This window comes from Nonomuraea zeae (assembly GCF_005889725.1).
GTDB classification, from domain to species: domain Bacteria; phylum Actinomycetota; class Actinomycetes; order Streptosporangiales; family Streptosporangiaceae; genus Nonomuraea; species Nonomuraea zeae.
In genome coordinates this window covers 19047-34404 of the sequence record NZ_VCKX01000116.1, presented here as the reverse complement: position 1 = coordinate 34404, position 15358 = coordinate 19047, and the positions used below count along the sequence as shown (strand labels likewise).

19 protein-coding genes are annotated in these 15358 nt (G+C 71.2%); 10 read left to right on the top strand and 9 right to left on the bottom strand.

Features of this window, described 5'->3' with window-relative positions:
- A partial coding sequence (locus tag ETD85_RS31945) for a hypothetical protein (protein ID WP_138693528.1) occupies positions 1-279 on the bottom strand: 279 nt, incomplete at its 3' end.
- A 137-nt stretch (positions 280-416) separates the two neighbouring features.
- Between ETD85_RS31945 and ETD85_RS31940 the strand changes: the two genes are divergently transcribed.
- The 4 genes from ETD85_RS31940 (at position 417) to ETD85_RS31925 (ending at position 3428) form a co-directional block, all read left to right on the top strand.
- The gene (locus ETD85_RS31940; protein WP_138693527.1) at positions 417-1139 is read left to right on the top strand and encodes a pyrimidine reductase family protein; all 723 of its coding nucleotides are present in this window, start codon (positions 417-419) and stop codon (positions 1137-1139) included.
- A 227-nt stretch (positions 1140-1366) separates the two neighbouring features.
- Positions 1367-2434 carry an ATP-dependent DNA ligase gene (locus ETD85_RS31935; RefSeq protein WP_379507227.1) on the top strand — a complete coding sequence of 356 codons (1068 nt, stop codon included), beginning with the start codon at positions 1367-1369 and terminating at the stop codon, positions 2432-2434.
- Positions 2435-2490: 56 nt separating this feature from the next.
- Positions 2491-2811: a hypothetical protein gene (locus tag ETD85_RS31930; protein WP_240779566.1), complete on the top strand. Its 321-nt coding sequence runs from the start codon at positions 2491-2493 to the stop codon at positions 2809-2811.
- A gap of 242 nt (positions 2812-3053) precedes the next feature.
- Positions 3054-3428 (top strand): nuclear transport factor 2 family protein, encoded by a 375-nt coding sequence (locus ETD85_RS31925; protein WP_170246939.1) that lies wholly within the window; start codon positions 3054-3056, stop codon positions 3426-3428.
- A gap of 51 nt (positions 3429-3479) precedes the next feature.
- Here the strand turns inward: ETD85_RS31925 and pgeF are convergent, their stop codons facing one another.
- The 7 genes from pgeF to ETD85_RS31890 form a co-directional block, all read right to left on the bottom strand.
- Positions 3480-4187, bottom strand: a complete 708-nt coding sequence (gene pgeF, locus ETD85_RS31920; protein WP_138693523.1) for a peptidoglycan editing factor PgeF — start codon at positions 4185-4187, stop codon at positions 3480-3482.
- Positions 4188-4261: 74 nt separating this feature from the next.
- Positions 4262-5032: an enoyl-CoA hydratase/isomerase family protein gene (locus ETD85_RS31915; protein WP_138693522.1), complete on the bottom strand. Its 771-nt coding sequence runs from the start codon at positions 5030-5032 to the stop codon at positions 4262-4264.
- On the bottom strand, positions 5029-6519 hold the full coding sequence (locus ETD85_RS31910; protein ID WP_138693521.1) for a tripartite tricarboxylate transporter permease: 1491 nt from the start codon (positions 6517-6519) through the stop codon (positions 5029-5031). Before ETD85_RS31910 ends, ETD85_RS31915 begins: the two co-directional genes overlap by 4 nt.
- Positions 6519-6992, bottom strand: coding sequence for a tripartite tricarboxylate transporter TctB family protein (locus ETD85_RS31905; protein ID WP_138693520.1), 474 nt, complete (start codon positions 6990-6992; stop codon positions 6519-6521). Before ETD85_RS31905 ends, ETD85_RS31910 begins: the two co-directional genes overlap by 1 nt.
- Complete coding sequence (locus ETD85_RS31900) at positions 6989-7957, bottom strand: tripartite tricarboxylate transporter substrate binding protein (protein ID WP_138693519.1); 969 nt, start codon at positions 7955-7957, stop codon at positions 6989-6991. Before ETD85_RS31900 ends, ETD85_RS31905 begins: the two co-directional genes overlap by 4 nt.
- Positions 7954-8340: a thioesterase family protein gene (locus ETD85_RS31895; RefSeq protein ID WP_138693518.1), complete on the bottom strand. Its 387-nt coding sequence runs from the start codon at positions 8338-8340 to the stop codon at positions 7954-7956. The genes ETD85_RS31900 and ETD85_RS31895 overlap by 4 nt, the downstream gene beginning before the upstream one ends.
- On the bottom strand, positions 8337-9548 hold the full coding sequence (locus tag ETD85_RS31890; RefSeq protein WP_138693517.1) for a CaiB/BaiF CoA transferase family protein: 1212 nt from the start codon (positions 9546-9548) through the stop codon (positions 8337-8339). Before ETD85_RS31890 ends, ETD85_RS31895 begins: the two co-directional genes overlap by 4 nt.
- Positions 9549-9683: 135 nt before the next feature.
- On the opposite strand from ETD85_RS31890, the gene ETD85_RS31885 reads away from it, so the two are divergent.
- The 4 genes from ETD85_RS31885 to ETD85_RS31870 are packed head-to-tail and all read left to right on the top strand — an operon-like array spanning position 9684 to position 12098.
- Complete coding sequence (locus tag ETD85_RS31885; RefSeq protein WP_138693516.1) at positions 9684-10397, top strand: GntR family transcriptional regulator; 714 nt, start codon at positions 9684-9686, stop codon at positions 10395-10397.
- On the top strand, positions 10394-10783 hold the full coding sequence (locus ETD85_RS31880) for an FAS1-like dehydratase domain-containing protein (protein WP_138693515.1): 390 nt from the start codon (positions 10394-10396) through the stop codon (positions 10781-10783). Before ETD85_RS31885 ends, ETD85_RS31880 begins: the two co-directional genes overlap by 4 nt.
- Complete coding sequence (locus ETD85_RS31875) at positions 10780-11169, top strand: MaoC/PaaZ C-terminal domain-containing protein (protein ID WP_138693514.1); 390 nt, start codon at positions 10780-10782, stop codon at positions 11167-11169. The genes ETD85_RS31880 and ETD85_RS31875 overlap by 4 nt, the downstream gene beginning before the upstream one ends.
- Positions 11166-12098: a U32 family peptidase gene (locus tag ETD85_RS31870; RefSeq protein ID WP_206058801.1), complete on the top strand. Its 933-nt coding sequence runs from the start codon at positions 11166-11168 to the stop codon at positions 12096-12098. Before ETD85_RS31875 ends, ETD85_RS31870 begins: the two co-directional genes overlap by 4 nt.
- Positions 12099-12187: 89 nt before the next feature.
- On the opposite strand, the gene ETD85_RS31865 is transcribed toward ETD85_RS31870, so the two are convergent.
- Positions 12188-12772: a GNAT family N-acetyltransferase gene (locus ETD85_RS31865; protein WP_138693513.1), complete on the bottom strand. Its 585-nt coding sequence runs from the start codon at positions 12770-12772 to the stop codon at positions 12188-12190.
- A gap of 78 nt (positions 12773-12850) precedes the next feature.
- Between ETD85_RS31865 and ETD85_RS31860 the strand changes: the two genes are divergently transcribed.
- On the top strand, positions 12851-14284 hold the full coding sequence (locus tag ETD85_RS31860; RefSeq protein ID WP_240779565.1) for an aldehyde dehydrogenase family protein: 1434 nt from the start codon (positions 12851-12853) through the stop codon (positions 14282-14284).
- Between the two features lie 18 nt (positions 14285-14302).
- The gene (locus ETD85_RS31855) at positions 14303-15178 is read left to right on the top strand and encodes a tetratricopeptide repeat protein (protein WP_138693511.1); all 876 of its coding nucleotides are present in this window, start codon (positions 14303-14305) and stop codon (positions 15176-15178) included.
- Positions 15179-15358 lie beyond the last annotated feature (180 nt).

Below are 15358 nucleotides of genomic sequence, written 5' to 3'. Positions count from 1 at the left end.
CCCCCCGCCCAGCCAGCGCGTGAACATCGCGAACCCGAGCAGCGCCGCCACCGCCAGCACGGCGAACGCCGCCCACACCAGGGCCCGGCTGCCCGTGACCAGCCCGGCCACCCAGAACCCCAGAGCCGACACCGCCAGTGCCGGATGGGAGAAGATCAGCGCCACCGGGAAGCGGGTGACCTTGGCCCGCCGCAGACCGCCTCCCGACAGCCACAGCCAGAGCAGGTAGACCCCGGCGAGCGCGGCGATCGTCCACGTCACAGCGGTGACCACACCCACCGGCCCTCCCCGACGGTCCCCATCCTTCCCGTCACGTTAAGCACGAATCCACCGGCTTGTCCCTGGATACGGAAAAGTGCTATCCACCCCAAAACCCTCCGGGACTGAATGTCGGTGGGGTATGCCAAGGTAGAGGAGTGCGGCGCATCTATCCCGACATACAGGACACTCCGGACATCGCTCAGGCGTATGCGTACCCGAACGACCGGCCGTGGCTGCGGCTCAACATGGTCTCCAGCGCCGACGGCGCGGCCTGGCTGAAAGGCCGCTCGGGCGGGCTGTCGAGTGCCGGCGACAAGCGGATCTTCCAGGTCCTGCGCGGGCTGGCCGACGTGATCGTCGCGGGCGCCGGGACCGTCCGCAAGGAGGGGTACGGCCCGGTCAAGCCGCGCGACTCGTGGGCGGAGATCCGCGAGGGCCGTCCGGAGGTGCCGCCCATCGCGGTCATCACCCGCAGCCTCGGCTTCGATCTCGATGACGAGCTGTTCACCGACGCGCCCAGCAGGACGATCGTGATCACCTGCGAGTCCGCACCCCACGAGCGGCGCAAGGAGGCGGCCAAGCGGTCCGACCTCATCGTGGCCGGCGAGGAGCGCGTCGACATGCGGCAGGCCGTGGCTGCGCTGCACGATCGGGGGCTGACCAAGATCCTGTGCGAGGGCGGTCCCCGGGTCAACGCCCAGCTCTCGGCCTGCGACCTGGTCGACGAGCTGTGCCTGTCGGTCGGGCCGCTGCTGGTGGGGGGCGGGGCGGCACGCATACTGAACGGCGAGCCGTCGCAGGTCGCACTGGATCTCAGCCAGGTGCTGGAAGAGGAGGGGGTCCTCTTCTGCAGGTACACGAGGGAGCAGAGCCGATGACCGAACCCACCGAGCCAACAGGACCGATCGAGCCCACCGAACCAACGGGAGCGACCGGACCCACCGAGCCGGCCGCAACCACCGTGCCGGCCGGGAATTCCGAGCCTGCTCCGGGCGAAAAGCCGACGACGGCGGCAGCGAAGCCCGAGGCGGGGGCTGCGGGCGAGGACCCGGAGGCGGAGCCGGAGCCGGTGCCCAATCTGCCGGTGCGACCGCCGGTGCCGCCGATGCTGGCCAAGGCGGTCAAGGCGATGCCGAAGCAGAACGGCACGCTGTTCTACGAGCCGAAGTGGGACGGTTTCCGCTGCATCGTGTTCCGCGACGGCGACGAGGTCTACCTGGGCAGCCGCAACGAGCGCCCGTTCACCCGCTACTTCCCCGAGCTGGTCGAGGCGGTCAGGGCCGAGCTGCCCGACAAGTGCGTGATCGACGGGGAGATCGTGCTGCCCATGGGCTCGCAGCTCGACTTCGACGCGTTGCAGCAGCGCATCCATCCCGCCGCGTCGCGGGTGAAGATGCTGTCGGAGCGGACGCCTGCCCAGTTCGTCGCGTTCGATCTGCTGGCGCTCGGCGACGAGTCGCTGATGGAGACGCCGTTCTCGGAGCGGCGCGCCCGGCTGGAGGGCCTGTTCGGCGAGAAGGCCGGCTCCATCAGGCTGACGCCGGTCACCACCAATGAGGAGCAGGCGACCGAGTGGTTCGAGATGTTCGAGGGCGCCGGGCTCGACGGCATCATCGTCAAGCCGGGCGACCAGCCGTACATCCCGGACAAGCGCACGATGTTCAAGGTCAAGCACGAGCGCACGGCCGACGTGGTGATCTGCGGCTACCGCGAGCACAAGTCCGGGCCGATCGTGGGCTCGCTGCTGCTCGGCCTATACGGCGACGACGGCAGGCTGCACCACGTGGGGGTGGCGGCCTCGTTCCCGATGGCGCGCAGGGCCGAGCTGGTGGAGGAGCTCAAGCCGTACCTCGCCGAGCTGAGCGAGCACCCCTGGGGGCACTGGGCCCAGCAGGCGCAGGCCAACATCGGCCAGCCGGCCGCCGGGCCCGCGACGGGCGGGCAGCGGGTGCCGGGCGCGGTGTCGCGGTGGAACGCCAAGAAGGACCTGTCGTTCATCCCGCTGCGGCCCGAGCTGGTGATCGAGGTGGCCTACGACCAGATGGAGGGCGACCGGTTCCGGCACACCGCGCAGTGGCGCCGGTGGCGGCCCGACCGCACGCCTGAGTCGTGCACGTACGAGCAGCTTGAGCGGCCGGTGAGTTACAACCTCGACGACATCCTTGCCCGCTAGCCAATAATCCCGTTATATCTCGACATATGAGTACCGGAGATGAGCTGAAGGCGGCTATGTCCGCGCGACGTGACCTTGGCCCGGATTACGAGGACGCGGTCGTCGAATCGTTCCTCGACAAGATGGGCCAGGAGATCGATCGGCGGGTCGAGCAGCGCCTCGCGCAGTCGGCGCCGTCCTCGAAGCACGTCGCGCGCGCCCAGACGACCGCCGACGGGCAGCGGCTCGCCCTGGCGATCGTCTCGATAGCCCTCGGCACGATCGCCACCCTGGCCCTGACGCTCGGTGGCGGGAACGAGTCCATGCTGATCCCGGTCTGGATCGGGATCATCATCGTGAACGTGGTGTTCAACGCCAACCGCGGCAAGAGCGGCTAGGCCATCCCGCCCCCAAGCCACCCCGCCTGGACTCCAGGTCTGTGCGGGGCAGGTCTGCCCTGCCTGGGCTGGTCGAGCAGCGGCCGTTCAGGCAACAGCCGCACAGGCGGGCACGGCGGGCGGTGGCGGCTCGGGGGGCCGCCGCTCAGAAGGTGCCTTCGATCCCCGGCCGCCAGCAATAAGTGACCTTGGAGTCGGGGTGGCATGGTTGCCGTATGGGGCCAGACTTACCCCCGAACGCCGTGCTCGCCCGCCGCCTCTACGAGCTGATCGATGATGGCGATATCGATGGTTATCTCGACCTGATCGCCGACGACGCCGTCTTTCACATCGGCGGTGACAGCATCGTGGCAGGCGAGCATCGCGGCAAGGACGCGATCATCAGGCTTGGCCGGCTCGTGCTCGCGGAGACGAGTGGCACCTTTCAGACCCGGCTGCTTTCCGTGGAGGCCAACGACTCCTACGCGATCACCCTCCACCACTGGACGGCGGAGCGTCGCGGAGAGCGGGTCGCGATGGACAACTTCAACGTCTACCGCTTCGAGCGGGGGCTGGTCACAGAACGCTGGGAATATGTGGCCGACCAGCACGCTCATGATGCCTTCTGGCGTCGATGACGGCGAGCCTCGTGCAGGTCGGCTCGCGGCGCGGTGTCGGCGTTGCCCCCGTCAGGTCAGCCAGATGAGGCCGGCGAAGCGGCCGCCCGGCTGCTCTCGGCGGTGGGAGTAGAGCTCGCCCGACTCGATCGTGCAGCGGGCGTCATGGCGTACGTCGGCCAGGCCCGCCGCCCTGAGCTGTGCCTCGATCCCGGCCCGCAGGTCCAGCGCGGGCGTCTCCCACGACGTCGTGGACCAGGTCTGCGGCACCTTGGCCGCGACCTGCTCGCGAAGCGCGGCGGGCACCTCGTAGCAGCGCCCGCAGGCCCCGGGGCCGATCAGCGCGACCATGCGGCCCGGCTCCGCGCCCTTGCCCGCCATGGCCGACACCAGGGCGGTGGCGATGCCCGCCTCGGTGCCCGGCCGGCCCGAGTGGGCGGCCCCGATCATGCCGGCCACCGGGTCGGCCACCAGGACGGCGGGGCAGTCGGCGCCCAGCGAGGCCAGCGCCAGCCGGGGCTCCGTGGTGAACACGCCGTCGAGCTGCGGCGGGTCGTCGCCGAACGGCTCGCTCACGTAGGCGACGTCGGCGCTGTGGACCTGGCGCATGAACACGATGGCCCGCACCCCCAGCTCCGCCGCGACCCCGTCGCGGTTGGCGCGCACGGCCGCCGGGTCGTCGCCGACCATGCCGCCGAGGTTGCGCGAGCCGTAGGGCGGCGCGCTGACCCCTCCGTGCCGATCGGTGATGGCGACGTGCACTCCAGGGGCCAGTTGCATGCCTCGATCTTAGAGCCCGGGCCGGGAGGAGGGGATGCCCCGGCCCGGGAGCCCCGGCCCCCGGAGAACGGGTGTCAGCGGCCCTGCCAGGTGACCTTTTCCTTGGCCAGGAAGGCGGGGACGGCGGCGTGGAAATCGGCGCTGCCGAAGACGGCGGCCACGAGGTCGTCGGCGTCCGGCAGGTTCGCCACGCGCAGCCGCCGGACCGCCTCCTTGGCCGCCCACATCGACAGGGGCGCGTGGGAGAGGAGTCGCTCCTCCGTCTCCGCCTGGCGCGCGGGCAGGTCGTCCGGCTCGCACAGCTCGGCCACGAAGCCGGCCGCGTGGGCCTCCTCGGCCGTGTACATGCGGGCCCGCAGCAGCATGTCCAGGGTGCGGGCCGGGCCCAGGTGGTGGACGAGGAGCGAGTAGGTGTTCATGGACAGGCAATTGCCGAGCGTCCTGGCGATGGGGGCGCCGAACCTGGCCCCCGGTACGGCCAGCCGCAGGTCGCAGGCGGCCGCGACGACGAGCCCGCCGCCCACGCAGTAGCCCTGGACGACGGCCACCGTGGGCACCTTGACGCGTTCGAGCCGGTCGATGACGCGCTGCACCTTGGCCTCGTACGCGATGCCGTCCTCGCCGCCGCCGAACGTGGCGAACTGCGAGATGTCGGTGCCGGCCACGAACGCCCGGCCGCCCGCCCCGGACAGCACGAGGAGCTTGATCCCCGGATCGTCGTCGGCCCGCTCGCAGGCGTCGTGGAGGCCGTCCCACATGGCCCAGGTCAGCGCGTTGTGCTGGCCGGGCCGGTTGAACACCACCCGCAGCACGGGCCCGTCGGCGGTGACCAGGAGCTCGCTCACACCTTCTCCTCTTCCTTCTTCTTCGGGATCAGCCTGACCAGCGAGGGCCCGGCCAGCAGCAGGACCGCCAGCAGGAGCACCACCAGCGCGATCGGCCGGGTGAAGACGATCGTCAGGTCGCCGTCGCCCATCGCCGACGTCTGCACCAGGGCCTTCTCGAACAGCGCCCCGACGACGAGCCCGAGCACGAGCGGCGCCATCGGCAGATCAAACTTCTTCATGAAATATCCGACCAGGCCGAAGACGAACACCACCCACACGCTGAACATGTTGTTGTCGATCGAGTAGGCCCCCACGAAGCTGGTGACCAGGATCAGCGGATACATGTAGCCGTACGGGATCCGCAGGAGCTGCGCGAAGAGCGGCGCCAGCGGCAGGTTCAGCACCAGCAGCAGCACGTTGCCGATGAAGAACGAGGCCAGCAGCCCCCACACCAGCTCCGGCTGCTCCTCGAAGAGCAGCGGCCCCGGCTGGATCCCGTACATCATGAACGCCCCGAGCAGCACCGCCGTCGTCGCGCCGCCGGGGATGCCGAGGGCGAGGGTGGGGACGAAGTTCGCGTTCGCGGCGGCGTTGTTGGCGCTCTCCGGCGAGGCGACGCCCTCGATCGCGCCGTGGCCGAACTCGTGCTTGTTACGCGAGACGCGCTTCTCCACCCCGTACGCGAGGAAGGAGGCCAGCGTGGACCCGGCGCCCGGCAGGCAGCCGAGCAGGTAGCCGATGAGGCTTCCCCGGGCGATCGCCCCCTTGGAGCGCGACAGCTCCTCCCTGGTGATCACCAGGTCCCTGAACCGGGCCCTGATGGGCTCGGCCGCGCCCTGCCTGATCTGGAAGAGCACCTCCCCCACGGCGAAGAGCCCGATCATCACCTGCACGAACGGCAGCCCGGACAGCAGGTCCACGTCGCCGAAGGTGTAGCGCGGCAGCCCGGTGGCCGCGTCCACGCCGACGGTGGCGAGCAGGATGCCGAGAACCGCCATGGCCAGGCCGCGCAGCCGCGCGCCGGAGGAGAAGCTGACGATGGTGGTGAGGCCGAGCACCATGACGGCGAGGTTCTCCGGCGGGCCGAAGTCGAGCGCCAGCTTGGCGAACGGCGGCGCCATCGCGACCAGCAGCACCAGCGAGACGATGGCGGCCACGAAGGAGCCGATGGCCGCGATCGACAGCGCCGCTCCCGCCCGGCCCTTGCGGGCCATCTGGTAGCCGTCGATCGCGGTGACCACGCTGGCCGCCTCGCCCGGCGTGGAGATCAGCACGGAGGTGATCGTGCCGCCGTACTGGGCGCCGTAGTAGATGCCGGCGAGCATGATCAGCGCGGTCAGCGGCTCGAACGAGAGCGTCAGCGGCAGCAGCACGGCCACGCCGGTCGTCGAGCCGAGGCCGGGCAGCAGGCCGATGACGGTTCCGGCGAGCACGCCGACGAAGCACCAGAGCAGGTTCGCGGGGGTCAGCGCCGCCCCGAACCCCATCAGCAGGTTGTCCAGCATCAGCCGTCACCTCCGACGCCGAGCAGCCCGCCCGGCAGCGGCACGGCCAGGAACAGGACGAACACCGCATAGATCGCCAGCGTGGCGGCCACCGCGACGCCCGCGGCCGGCAGCGGGCGCTGCTTCTCCACGAACGCGGACACGGCGAACACCAGCAGCCCGAACGCCACCAGGAACCCGGTCAGCGGGACCAGCAGCACCGCGACCAGCAGCAGGGCGAACACGGTCCACAGCGTCCTGATGCGCCGCGGGTCGGCGCCCTCCTCGTCCGGGGCGGCGCGGCGTACCGACTGCAGGAGGCACGCGGCCGAGAGCAGCGCCAGCGCCACGCCGCTGACCAGCGGCAGGAACCCCGGCCCCACCTGGCCGCCCTCCTTGGTGATGCCGTATCCGAAGGAGACGGCGGCCATGGCGGCGGACAGGCAGACCAGCAGGGCCCAGACGGCGGACTCGCCGCGGAGCAGCTGCCTCATGACGACTTCTTCAGCACCGGCGCGAGCGCCGTGTCGAGCTGTTCGAGGTAGCCGCCGAACGCGTCGCCGTACAGCTCGGCCTGCTGCAGGTAGTTGTCCTTGAGCCACTTCTGGAACTCGGGGGTCTTGGTGACGCCCCTGGCCGCCTGCTCCCAGTACGCCCGCTCGCGCTCGTCCAGCCCGCCGGGCGCCAGGAAGCCCCTGAACTGCACGTACGACACGTCGATCCCCTGCTCCTTGGCCGTGCCCAGGGAGGCGAACTCGGGGTAGGCGTAACGCTTGTCCGTGGTGACGCACAGGCCCCTGAGGTCGCCGGACCTGAACTGGCCGATGACCTCGCCCGGGTTCAGCAGCGCGACCTGGATCTGGCCGCCGAGCACCGCGGGCACCAGCTCGCCGCCCGATTCGAACGGCACCCGCTGGAACTTCACCCCGGTCCTCTGCTCGATCATCGTGAAGATCACGTTGTCCACGCCGAACGCCCCGGACATGCCCACGCTGACCCGGCCGCCCTTGGCCGCGTTCACCACGTCGGCGCAGGTCTTGTACGGCGAGTCCTTCTTGACCACGAGGATGCCGCCGTCCTCGGCCAGCTTGGCGACCGGCGTGAAGTCCTTGCGGGTGAACGACACCTGGCCGCTGAGCGGCAGGGACAGGATCGCGTTCTCGGTGGCGAGCAGGTAGTTGCCGTTGCCCTTCTTGCCGAGCATGGCCGAGTAGCCGACCGCGCCCGAGCCGCCGTCGCGGTTCTCCACAGTGACCTTCAGCCCCGGCTGGGCCTTCTCCAGCGCGGTCGCGATGGCCCGGCCGGCCAGGTCGCTGCCGCCGCCGGCGGCGAACGGCACGATCATGCGGACGTCGCCGCGCGGCTTCCAGGCGCCGCCGCCCGAGTCGGCGTTCGCGCCGCAGGCGGAGGCCAGGAGAAGGGCGATCAGCGCCGTCCCTTTCGCGACCCCGGCCCTCATGACTCCAGCTCCCGCAGCTTGGCGGCGAACTTGTCCAGGTTGATGATGAAGCGTTCATGAGTGCCCTGGCCGATGGTCCCGTTGCCGTCCTCGGCGGCCACGGTGAACGCGACGCGCCGCCGGTCCACCTCGGTCACCGTTGCGGTCGCGCGCACCGCGGCGCCCTTGAGCGTGGGCGCCACGTGCGCGATCTCCACCTTGCTGCCGACGCTGCCCTCGCCCTCGGCCAGGTAGGGGGCCAGCGCCTCGATCGCGGCGTCCTCGATCAGGTGGACCAGGTTGGGGGTGGAGAAGATGTCGTGGTCGCCGCGGCGCGTGCAGTGCCGCTCCGCCACGACCCAGGTGAGGCTGCCGCTCACACCCGGGCTCAGCCGGTCGCTCATGAACTCTCCAAGGGGGTGGGGGATTGGGCCGCCGCGCCTTCGGCCAGCAGCCGGTCGATCTCCTGCTCGGTCAGGCCGCACTCGCGCAGCACCGCGACGGTGTCCGCGCCGAGCAGCGGTCCGGCGGGGCCGCGCCTGGTGGGCGTGGCCGAGAACCGCATGGCGGAGCCGAGCTGGCGGACGGCGCCCATCTCGGGGTGCTCGGCATCCCAGAAGAAGCGCCGCTCGTTCAGGTGCTCGTCCTCGAACACCTGCGAGTAGTCGGAAATGGGCGCGCAGGGCACGCCGTGCCGGTCGAGCGCGGCCACGACCTCGGCCGTGCTGCGCTGGGTGGTGGCGCGCTCGATGGCGGGGATCAGCTCGTCGCGCAGGCCGTGCCGGTCGTGCGCGTCGGCGTAACGCTCGTCGCCGAGCAGGTCGGTCAGGCCGAGCGCGGAGCAGAAGCCCTGCCAGGTCTTGGGGGTGACGGCGCCGACCGTGCACCAGCCGTCCGCGGTGCGGATGGCCTGGTACGGCGCCGTGCTCTGGTGCGCGGACCCGAGCGGCCGGCCCACCTCGCCGGTGGCGAAATACTTGCCCGCCTCCCAGATGGCGAAGGACACGGCCGACTCCAGCAGGGACACGTCCACGTGCTGGCCCTGTCCGGTCAGCTCGCGGGCGTGCAGCGCCGAGACCGCGCCGAGGGCGCCGTAGAGCCCGCAGACGAGGTCCGCGATCGGCACGCCGACCTTGACCGGGTCGCCGTCCGGCATGCCGGTGACGCTCATCAGGCCGCCTCGGGCCTGGGCCATGATGTCCAGGCCCGGCAGGTTCGCGAGGGGGCCGTCCTGGCCCCAGCCGGAGGCGGAGACGTACACGAGGCGCGGGTTGAGCGCCTGGAGGTCGTCGAAGCCGAGGCCGAGCTTGCGCATGGCGCCGGGGCGCAGGTTCTCCACCAGCACGTCGGCGCCGGCGACGAGGCGGCGGAAGGCGGCCACGCCGTGCTCGGACTTCAGGTCGATGGCGACGGAGCGCTTGTTCCTGTTGAGCCGGGCGAACGGGGAGCTGTGCCCGGCCGCGAACGGGCCGATGGCGCGCACCTGGTCGCCACCGGCCGGGTTCTCGACCTTGATGACGGTGGCGCCGAGGTCGGCCAGCTGCATGGTGGCGAAGGGGGCGGCCATGAAGGCGCCGACCTCGACGACTCGAATACCGGACAACGGAGTCATATGTTACGAAAACCTCACTTCGGCCGGGGTTGGTCTATTGTCTACAGAAGACAAGTCAGCTAGACAAGAGTTCTGCCGGAAGTTCTTCGGCACTATGGCGGCAGACACTGATCGCCGACGACAAGAGAGACCGCGATGCGCATCGAGGCACCCCCCAGCATGGTTCAGCTCGCCACCGAGGCACTGATGCGCATGCTGCTCAGCGGCAGGCTGCAGCCGGGCGACCGGGTGGTGGAGAACCAGCTCACCCAGGAGCTGGGCGTCAGCAGGCCCCCGCTGCGCGAGGCCATGCGGGTGCTGGAGCAGCAGGGCCTCATCACCCAGCAGCCGCGCCGGGGCGCGTTCGTCACGCAGCTGACGCTGCACGACATCTACGAGATCGTCACGCTCAGGCGCGAGCTGGAGCGGATGGCCGTGGACCTGGGCGTCCCGGTACGCGAGCCGGCCCGCCTGGCGCGCTGCCACGCGGCGCTCGACCGGCACGGCGCCTGCGCGCGGGCCGGCGACTGGATCGGGGTGCTGGAGGAGGCCGTCGAGTTCCACAGCTCGGTCATCGGGCTGTCCGGCCACCGGCGGCTGGAGGATGCCTACCGGTCGATCCAGCTCCAGATGCTGCTCTGCATGGGCATGAACCGGCAGGCCAGGGCCTCGGGCGAGTCGCTGGTCGACGACTGGGACCGGCACCGGCGGCTGCTCGGCGTGATCGAGGCCGGCTCGCCGGAGGCCGTGCACCGGGAGCTGGCCGGGCACGGGGACATGGCCTTCCTCGACGGCATCGAGGACCGGGTCGGCGGCCACTCCCCCGAGTCGCTGGCCTGGCTGAAGCGGGTCAGGGAAGGAGATCGATGATCGAGACCCTCCAGGAGGCGGTGGGCTGGACCGGGCCGCCGCGCGAGGACGTCGTCGAGCGGCGTCACCTGGACTTCTACCGGCACGCCGTCGGGGACACCGGCGAGGAGGTGCCGCCCACGTTCACCGCCTGCTTCCTCGACGAGCCGCCGTCGCTGCCGGCCGCGTCGTCGTACGGGTCGGGGTGGCTGAACGGCGGCGACCGGTTCGAGTATCACGCGCCGCTGAGGGTCGGGGACGTGATCGTCTCGCGCCCGAGGTTCACGGCCGTGGTCGAGAAGAACGGGTCGGCGGGGCCGATGGCGCTGCTGACGTTCGAGACGGAGTTCCGGCGGCCGGACGGTGAGCTGGTCGTCAGGCACATCGGCACCAGGATCAGGAAATGACCGACCTTCCTCCGCTGACGGAGACCACCACGCTGCGCCGCCTCGTCGAGTACGCCGGCGCCTCGGGCGACTTCTACGACATGCACTACGACCTGGACTTCGCGCGCTCGCTGGGCCATCCGGAGCTGGCGGTGCACGGGCTGCTCAAGGCCGCCTACCTGGGCCGGCTCGTCACCGGCTGGCTGGAGGGGCGGGGCCGGCTGGCGATGCTCGAGGTCAGCTACCGTGGCATGGACTTCCGCGATCGGGCCCACACCTGCCGGGGCCGGGTCGTGTCGGCCTCGGGCGACCGGGCGGAGCTGGAGCTGTGGGGCGAGGACGACACGGGCCGGCGCACGACGCTCGGACGCGCTGAAGTGATCTACGACGAGGAGACCCCCCGATGACCAGCCTTGCCGACCTGCGCGCTCTCATGTCCGCCCTCGGCCACCCGGTGCTCCAGACCGCCCCAGACGCCGGGTCGCGCTTCTCCGACGGGGTGCCGTACCGGTTCGAGATCCCCAGCGTCGAAGGGCCCGGCGTGCTGGAGGCGGTGGTCGCGGAGGCCGACCGGCTCGGCGTGCCGGTCGCCAGGGTCTCTCAGGGCAGCGGCGTGATGATGCTGTCGGACGCCGAGATCACGCGGATGGCGCGGATCGGGGCCGAGCGCGGCATCGAGGTCAACCTGTTCCTCGGGCCGCGGGCCGCCTGGGACACCGGCGGCCAGGCCAAGGTGACGCAGGCCGTCGGCGCGGCGGCGCGCGGGAACGCGATGGTGGCGGCCTGCGTGGCCGACGCCCTGCGGGCCTGCTCGCTGGGGATCCGCAGCCTGCTCGTGGGCGACCTCGGTGCGCTGGAGGTGCTGCGGCGGCTGAAGGAGGACGGCACGCTGCCGGCCCGCCTGGTGCTCAAGACGTCCGTGCTGATGCCGCTCACGAACGGGCCCACCGCCGCGATCTACGAGCGGCTGGGGGCGACCACGGTCAACGTCGGCACCGACCTGACCGTGCCGCACCTGGCCGAGATCCGGGCCGCCACCGGGCTGCCGATCGACCTCTACCTGGAGGTGCCCGACGACCAGGGCGGGTTCGTCCGCTTCTACGAGGTGGCGGACATCGTGCGGGCCGCGGCTCCCGTCTACCTGAAGATGGGGCTGCGCAACGCGCCCAACATCTACCCGTCGGGCGGGCACCTCGGCGCGGTGCCGGCGGAGCTGGGACGGGAGCGGGTGCGGCGGGCGGCGCTGGTGCGGGAGCTGATCGAGCGGCTCGATCCCGAGCTGACCAAGGCGCCCGCCGGCGGGCGTCCGCGGGATCTGGGCGTCCCGGAGGTCTGAGGAGGGCTTGGGGCCGTCGTACGTGGCGGCTCGGTGCGCGCGTCGCGTGGCGGCCGGTGCCCGTCGCGGGTGGCGGCTCGGTGCGCGCTCTAACCGCGCCTGGGGGACGAGCCGGGGCCGCCGGGGGCCGAGCCGTGCAGGACGACGCCGGGCGCGCGGCCCAGCTCCAGGAACATGTGTACGGAGTCGAAGCGCCGGCTGCCCACCTCGATCGCGTTCGGCAGCCGGCCCCACTCGCGGAAGCCGATCGACTCGTACAGCTCGATCGCCCCGTAGTTGTTGCCCCGCACGCCGAGCGTCATCGTCTCGATCCCGGCCGCGCGGGCGTCGTCGACGAGCGCGGACACGACGAGCCGGCCGAGGCCGAGCCCTCTCGCCTCCGGATGTGCCATGATCTTGCCGAGCTCGGCCGTGTGGGCGAAGACGGCGGCGGGGTCGCGCCGCCACAGGCCCATCCCCTGCACGGTGCCGTCCACGACCGCGAGGGCGAGGCGCGCGTCTCCGTCGCGCACCGACTTCAGCAGCTCCTCCAGCCAGGGGTCGGTGGCTTCGCGGCCGGGCGGCTCGGGATAGCCGACCGCGCCGCCCAGCTCCACGACGGCCCGCATGACGCGGTGGACGGCGGACAGCAGGGCTTCGTCCGGCGTATCTGGCCAGGTCACCTCAGTACTCACGATTCGCCATAATGCCCCATACGACCGACATGTCGTGACAGCTGGCCCACCTGATCAAGCAAGCATATGCTTGGGTGCGTGCCTGACTATCGCAATCTCATCGGCGGCGAGCTGGTCGCCGGCGCGCGGATGATGGACTCGGTCAATCCGGCCACGGGCGAGGCCTGGGCCCGCATCCCGGCCAGTGGCCCTGACGAGGCGGAGGCGGCCGTACAGGCGGCCCGCGCGGCCTTCCCCGCCTGGTCGGCGCTGCCCGCGCCGGCCCGCGCGCACTACCTGCGCAAGGTGTCGGAGGTCTTCGGACGCCATGCCGACGAGCTGGCCAGGCTGGAGACGCGCGACAACGGCCGGATCCTGCGGGACACGCTGAAACGGGACCTGCCCGGCATGGCCCACCTCTGGCAGCTCGCCGCCGGGCAGTGCCTGGACGCGGTCAAGGGCGACACCGTCATCCTCGGCCCCGACGCGCTCGGGCTGACCCGGCGGGAGCCGTACGGGGTCGCGGTCTGCATCATTCCGTGGAACTCGCCGATCTCGACGTTCTCCGCCAAGGCCGCGTACGCGCTCGCGGCCGGCAACACGGTCATCGTCAAGCCCGCCGAGCAGGCGAGCGCGTCGGTGCTGCGGCTGGGCGAGCTGCTGGCGGAGGTGTTCCCGCCCGGGGTGCTGAACATCGTCAGCGGCCTGGGCGAGCAGGTGGGCGACGCCCTCGTACGGCATCGCGGCGTGGACAAGATCAGCCTCACCGGCTCGACCGCCACCGGCCAGGCGATCACCCGGGCGTCGGCGGACTCGCTGAAGCCGATGACGTTCGAGCTGGGCGGCAAGTCCCCAAATATCGTCTTTCCTGATGCCGATCTGGACGCGGCCGCCCAGGGCGTCACCGTGAACTCCGTCTACACGGGCAACGCCGGGCAGGTGTGCGTCGCGGGCTCGCGCATCCTCATCCACCGCTCGATCTGGGACGAGATGCTCGGCCGGATCAAGGACGTCTGCGCGGGCCTGGTCCTGGGCGACCCGCTGGACCTGGGCACGACGATGGGCCCGATCGTGTCGGCCGGGCAGTACGAGCGCGTGACGTCGTACCTGGAGGTGGCCGAGAAGGAGGGCGCCGAGCTCGTCTTCGGCGGCCGGACGGGCGCCGAAGTGGTGCCGGGTCTGCCGGGCGGCTACTGGGTGGCGCCCACGTTGTACACGACCACGGACAACTCGCTGCGCGTCTGCCAGGAGGAGATCTTCGGGCCGGTGGCGGTGGCCCTGCCGTTCACGACGGACGAGGAGGCCCTGGAGATCGCGAACGACTCGCCGTACGGGCTGGCCGCCGGGCTGTGGACCCGCGACCTGGGCCGGGCGCACCGGTTCGTCCGCGATCTGCAGAGCGGCACCGTCTGGGTGAACACCTTCCGCCAGATGCCGCCGGGGCTGCCGTTCGGGGGCGTCAAGGACAGCGGGTACGGCCACGATTCGGTCCTCGAGTACACCCGGGAAAAGGCGGCCATTATCCAGATCTAGTGGATAGATTTACCCGTCATGAGTGAGGGGATCAAGGACCGGCCCGAGCTGTCCGAGGCAGCCGCCCAGTCCCGCGCGTCGGTGCTGCGCAGCCGTGCGGAGTCGTACATGGCACTGGCGCGGCACGACGCCGCGATCGCGGACCTGTCGGAGTCGATCGCGCTGGCGCCGGACAACGCCCGCGCCTGGCGGCTGCGCGGCGAGAGCCATCGCGTCGTCGAGCGTTACGAGGCCGCGCTGGAGGATTTCGACGAGGCGCTGACGCTGGAGCCGGACAACGCGTACGCGCTGGGCTCGCGCGGCCAGACGTACGCGGCGATGGACCGCCTGGAGGAGGCCATGGCGGACTTCGAGCACGCGCTCACCCTGTCCCCCGGCTCCCTGTGGATCCTGGAGGCGAAGGCGGACGTCCTGGTGGACCTGGACCGGATGGACGACGCCTTGGAGGAGCACGCCAAGATCATCGGCCTGAACGAGGACCTCGCCTACTCGTGGGTGGCGCGCGGGGACCTCTACCAGCGGATGCACCTGTACGCGGAGGCGATCGACGACTACACGAAGGCGTTGTCCCTCGATCCCGCGCACGTGCGGGCGCTGAGCCGGAGGGGTGAGGCGCTGCGCATGGCCGACCGCTACGAGGAGGCTCTGGCGGACCTCAACCGCGCGCTGGAGCTGGACCCGGACAACGACCGCGCCTATGGCAGCCGGGGGGCCGTGCTGAGCGAGCTGGGGGATGACGAGGCCGCCCTGAGCGACTTGAACCGGGCGATCGACTTAGACGCCGGTTATATCTGGGCTTATCGGGTGCGAGGCGAGATCTTGCAGGAGCTGGAACGGCACGAGGAGGCGGTCTCCGACTTCACCCAGGCCCTTCACCTGGAGTTCGGCGACTGACCGTCGCGGGTCACCCGCCGACGACCCGGCTCGGGGTTTGGGACGACGACTAGGCGGACTGGACGGCGGCCCGGTCCCGGCGCGGGGACGGGCGAGGGCCGCAGGAGTGAGCAGGAATCGAGAAGCGCCCGCGCCCGAGCCGCACCTAGCGTGACTGCCCTGGACATCAGGTCGAGTGGC

Excerpts from the sequence above, each read along its gene's own strand:
- ETD85_RS31935 (WP_379507227.1), top strand. The coding sequence starts at position 1,367 with ATGCTGGCCAAGGCGGTCAAGGCGATGCCGAAGCAGAACGGCACGCTG.
- ETD85_RS31930 (WP_240779566.1), top strand. The coding sequence starts at position 2,491 with ATGTCCGCGCGACGTGACCTTGGCCCGGATTACGAGGACGCGGTCGTC.
- pgeF (WP_138693523.1), bottom strand. The coding sequence starts at position 4,187 with ATGCAACTGGCCCCTGGAGTGCACGTCGCCATCACCGATCGGCACGGA.
- ETD85_RS31910 (WP_138693521.1), bottom strand. The coding sequence starts at position 6,519 with ATGCTGGACAACCTGCTGATGGGGTTCGGGGCGGCGCTGACCCCCGCG.
- ETD85_RS31905 (WP_138693520.1), bottom strand. The coding sequence starts at position 6,992 with ATGAGGCAGCTGCTCCGCGGCGAGTCCGCCGTCTGGGCCCTGCTGGTC.
- ETD85_RS31900 (WP_138693519.1), bottom strand. The coding sequence starts at position 7,957 with ATGAGGGCCGGGGTCGCGAAAGGGACGGCGCTGATCGCCCTTCTCCTG.
- ETD85_RS31895 (WP_138693518.1), bottom strand. The coding sequence starts at position 8,340 with ATGAGCGACCGGCTGAGCCCGGGTGTGAGCGGCAGCCTCACCTGGGTC.
- ETD85_RS31890 (WP_138693517.1), bottom strand. The coding sequence starts at position 9,548 with ATGACTCCGTTGTCCGGTATTCGAGTCGTCGAGGTCGGCGCCTTCATG.
- ETD85_RS31885 (WP_138693516.1), top strand. The coding sequence starts at position 9,684 with ATGCGCATCGAGGCACCCCCCAGCATGGTTCAGCTCGCCACCGAGGCA.
- ETD85_RS31880 (WP_138693515.1), top strand. The coding sequence starts at position 10,394 with ATGATCGAGACCCTCCAGGAGGCGGTGGGCTGGACCGGGCCGCCGCGC.
- ETD85_RS31875 (WP_138693514.1), top strand. The coding sequence starts at position 10,780 with ATGACCGACCTTCCTCCGCTGACGGAGACCACCACGCTGCGCCGCCTC.
- ETD85_RS31870 (WP_206058801.1), top strand. The coding sequence starts at position 11,166 with ATGACCAGCCTTGCCGACCTGCGCGCTCTCATGTCCGCCCTCGGCCAC.
- ETD85_RS31855 (WP_138693511.1), top strand. The coding sequence starts at position 14,303 with ATGAGTGAGGGGATCAAGGACCGGCCCGAGCTGTCCGAGGCAGCCGCC.